5 protein-coding genes are annotated in these 3,836 nt (G+C 67.6%); 4 read left to right on the top strand and 1 reads right to left on the bottom strand.

Translation table 11 applies throughout. The annotated features are described in order from the left end of the window. The coding region (locus Y706_RS0116180) for a GntR family transcriptional regulator (protein ID WP_028277425.1) at positions 1 to 578 on the bottom strand (578 nt) is incomplete at its 3' end. Between the two features lie 105 nt (positions 579 to 683). Here Y706_RS0116180 and Y706_RS0116175 point away from each other — a divergent pair. The 4 genes from Y706_RS0116175 to Y706_RS27555 form a co-directional block, all read left to right on the top strand. Beyond that, positions 684 to 1,694 (top strand): 1-aminocyclopropane-1-carboxylate deaminase, encoded by a 1,011-nt coding sequence (locus Y706_RS0116175; RefSeq protein WP_028277424.1) that lies wholly within the window; start codon positions 684 to 686, stop codon positions 1,692 to 1,694. A gap of 324 nt (positions 1,695 to 2,018) precedes the next feature. After that, positions 2,019 to 2,537 carry a hypothetical protein gene (locus tag Y706_RS0116170; RefSeq protein WP_028277423.1) on the top strand — a complete coding sequence of 173 codons (519 nt, stop codon included), beginning with the start codon at positions 2,019 to 2,021 and terminating at the stop codon, positions 2,535 to 2,537. Positions 2,538 to 2,667: 130 nt separating this feature from the next. Further along, complete coding sequence (locus Y706_RS0116165; RefSeq protein WP_028277422.1) at positions 2,668 to 3,216, top strand: RNA polymerase sigma factor; 549 nt, start codon at positions 2,668 to 2,670, stop codon at positions 3,214 to 3,216. Then, the coding region (locus tag Y706_RS27555; RefSeq protein ID WP_028277421.1) for a hypothetical protein at positions 3,213 to 3,836 on the top strand (624 nt) is incomplete at its 3' end. The genes Y706_RS0116165 and Y706_RS27555, both read left to right, overlap by 4 nt.

Genomic DNA, 3,836 nt, shown 5'->3' with positions numbered 1-3,836 from the left:
CGGGCGAGCCGGATGATCTCAGCGTGCTGCGCCACCGATTCCCGGGCGGCAAAGGAGCCGAAGCGCATCCGCTCCACCCGGCGCAGGACGGGGGTGGTTTGTTCCAGGAGTTCCCGGAGCACCGGGTTGCCGCTGACCGTGACAAAGACGGCGTGGAAATCGTCATCGGCCCGCAGTGCCGACTCGACCTCCGCCGCCTGCAGGGCCTGTTCGAAGCGCGCATTGGCCCCGGTCATGGCGGCGAGGTGCTCCTCCGCCAGGAGCGGGACGGCCAGGCGTGCGGCCAGCTCGTGCAGTCCCGCCACCACCTGCTGCGTGCTGAGGGTCGACGCCGGGTCGCACGGGGCCACGATGGTCGCCTTGCCCGGCAGCGCAACCACCAGGCCGGCGCGTTCCAGCCGCAGCAGCGCCTCGCGGATGGGTGTCCGGCTCACGCCGAGCCACGCTTCCAGTTCGGCGTCCTTCAGCCGTTCGCCGGGCTCGAAGGTGCCGTCGACGATCGCGTTACGGATCGAGTCAAAGACGTTGTCCCGCAGCAGCGGCCTCTTGTGGACTCCGGCGAGCGAGGGTACGGGCATGCAACATATCGTATATCCCTCTTGCCCTTCCGGAGCCCGTATCCGACAATGCAATATATTGCATATTTGCTGTGACCGTTTCCCACCGCGAGCGAAGGACCGACGATGGCCATCACCGATTTCGAACGCTACCCCCTGATGTTTGGCCCGAGCCCCATCCATCCGCTGCCGCGGCTCAGCGCACACCTGGGCGGAGCGCAGATCTGGGCGAAACGCGAGGACGTCAACAGCGGCCTCGCGTTTGGCGGCAACAAGACGCGCAAGCTGGAGTACTTCGTCCCGGAGGCCCTGGCGCAGGGTGCGGACACCCTCGTTTCGATTGGCGGCTACCAGTCCAACCACACCCGCCAGGTCGCGGCGGTGGCGGCGAAACTCGGCCTCAAAGCACGCCTGGTTCAGGAAAACTGGGTCGACTGGCCCGATCCGTTGTCTGACCGGGTAGGCAACATCCTGCTCTCGCGGATCATGGGCGCCGACGTGCGGCTGGACAGTGCGGGCTTCGACATCGGCATCCGCAGCAGCTGGGAAAGCGCCATCGAAGAGGTCAAGGCCGCTGGCGGCACGCCCTACGCGATCCCGGCCGGCGGGTCAGACCACAGGCTGGGCGGTCTGGGCTTCGCCAACTGGGCCTACGAGGTGGAAGAGCAGGAGCGCGAGCTTGGCATCTTTTTCGACACGATTGTCGTCTGCACCGTCACGGGCTCCACCCACGCCGGGATGATCGCGGGTTTTGCCGGCCAGGACAAACCGCGCCGCGTGATCGGCATCGACGCGTCGGCAACCCTGGCGAAGACCCGTGACCAGGTGGAACGCATCGCCCGGAACACCGCCGAGCTGATCGGCCTGGGCAGGGAACTCCGGGACGAGGAAATCAACGTCATGGAGGGCTGGGCCGGGGACCTCTATGGGATTCCCGTCGATTCCACCCTGGAGGCCATTCGGCTGGGCGCCTCGCTCGAGGCCATGATCACCGATCCCGTCTACGAGGGAAAGTCCCTCGCCGGGCTGATCGACCTCGTGAAAAGCCGGGAAATTCCGGCCGGCAGCAATGTCCTCTACGCCCACCTCGGCGGCCAGATCGCCCTGAACGCCTACAGCGGACTCTTCCGCTCCTGACCCGGCGCACCACGGCGGCGGGTTCCCTAGCGGGGCCCGCCGCCGTCGTCGTTAAGCCCCGGCAGCGCCGGCTCAAAAAAGAAATCAAGAAAATTTCCGATTGGTGCGTAACCTTTCGGGCCCGCCCAGCGATTACTCCTTTGTAAGCGCCTCCGGAGTCTTGGACCCCCCACCAGACACCGGCTGGCCTTCCACCGTAAGTGCCGGCCGGCGCCTGCCCCCATGGGCGCCGGCCAGCCTTTTCTGGCGAGAGTGGGCTGTCAACTGCCCCCATGAGGCCTCAGCCCGCCTTCAAACCAAAAAAACAAAGGATGTACGTCTGTAATGAAGAGTGTTAGCAAGACCACCAAGATCGCTGTCGGCGCCGCCATTCTGGCAGTCGGAGGTTTCTCCGGCATCGGACTGGCCAATGCCGCTCAGATGTCCAGCACCGAGCAGGCTGAAGTGAGCCACGCTACGCCCGCCACGCCGGCTGTCCCGGCCACGCCTACGCTCCCGGCAAAGCCGGCCGTCCCCGCAGTTCCGGCCGCGCCGTCGACTGACGGCAAGGCCAAGGGCGACGCCGAAACCGACGTGGACGGCACCGAAGGTGCCGTCGACGGCTCCGCCGACGCAAAGGACGGAGCCACCGTCAAGGGCGACGCCAGCGTCAAGGGTGCTGCCGGGGAGGCACGCGCCAACGCCAACATCCACGCCGCAGTTCCGGCGACACCGGCGACACCTGCCGTCCCCGGTGCCAAGGGCGTTCCGGCAACCCCTGCTATTCCGGCAACCCCGGCTGTTCCGGCCCAGCCGTCCGTTCCGGCTCAGCCGTCCGTCGAGCTGCCCCAGCACGACAAGTAAATTCCGGCTGTTTGGCCTGGACCCGACATGGGTCTGAAAGCAAGGAGGGAGCCCTCACTTTGGAGGGCTCCGGGGTGCGGTCGCTAGAATTGCGGGGGCCGCACCCCAGCAGTAACGGAAGGACAGCCTCTTGGCACAGCAGCTAAGCGATGACGAATTGTCAGCCGCCTTAGCTGGTGACCCTTCAGGTTTCAGCGCGGTGTACACGGTTATTTCCCCGGCCGTGCTGGGCTACTTCCGGGCCCGGGGCGTGGACGACGCCGAGGCCCTGACCCAGGATGTGTTCGTGGACGTCCTGCCAAAGCTGGCCGGCGTCAGCGGCGGCCACGCAGGTCTAAGGACCTTCATTTTCTCCGTCGCCCACGCGCGGCTGGTCGACTACAGGCGGCGGGCAGAACGCACTCCGCATTTGGCCGAATACGACCCCCTGAACGACGCCAGGTACTCGGCATCCGCCGAGGACGAAGTGCTCGGATCCCTGGGCGGTATCTCGGACACTCTCGCGAGGCTCAATGAGGAGCAGCGCGAAGTTCTGGTCCTGCGGATCGTCGCGGACCTTTCCATCGAACAGGTGGCCGGCATTATGGACAAGACGCCGGGTGCCATCAAACAGCTTCAGCGCCGCGGGCTCAGTGCCCTGCGCGAACTCGTAACCGAAAAGGACCACGCAGCATCATGACCGGCACCCGCGACCCCCAGCAGGATGGCACCATCCAGGCGATGCTGGGCGACTCCGGCCTCGAATCCGCGGCCGAGCTTCGGAGCGCGCTGGAACAGCTCCGCGCTGTGGTCCCGGATGCGGCTCCCGCGCCCCGCGCCGACCTCGCGGCCCTGCTCGCGGCCGGGGCAGCGGGAGCAACCGGTCTTGCCGCCGCCCCTGACGCAGCCACGACGACGGCGCTGCCCACCGTCGCGTTCGCGAAGAATGACGCCGATGAATCGCTGCCGGCCGGGGTCACCAGCCTGGCCGGGCGCCGCGGCCGGAAGCGCCGGCTGGCAATCGTCGGTGGCGCCGTCGTGGGTGCCATGACCCTTGGTGCCGGCGCCGTGGCGGCATCCAGCGAGGACTTCCGGCACAGCGTCAGCCACACCGTCGGGGTCATCTTCCAGACTCCGGGCCACGGTACACCGGCCCCCGAGCATGTCCAGCCGTCGCCGTCCTCAGTCCCGGCCCTTCCCGCGCCCGCCGCCACGCCGGGTCACGGCACGTCCGGAACGCCGGGTGCTGACCAGTCCGGGGCATCGACGCGCACCAGCTCCAGCACCCCGGGCGCCACGGCGGCCGGACACGCGCCCCCC

Origin of the sequence: Arthrobacter sp. I3 (genome assembly GCF_000520575.1) — a bacterium.
GTDB lineage: Bacteria > Actinomycetota > Actinomycetes > Actinomycetales > Micrococcaceae > Arthrobacter > Arthrobacter humicola_A.
Note: the sequence above shows the minus strand (reverse complement) of the source record. Positions and strands in the feature narration are given on the sequence as shown.

What these genes read in the sequence shown, in the direction of transcription:
- Y706_RS0116175 (WP_028277424.1), top strand. Translation starts at nt 684, where the DNA reads ATGGCCATCACCGATTTCGAACGCTACCCCCTGATGTTTGGCCCGAGC.
- Y706_RS0116170 (WP_028277423.1), top strand. Translation starts at nt 2,019, where the DNA reads ATGAAGAGTGTTAGCAAGACCACCAAGATCGCTGTCGGCGCCGCCATT.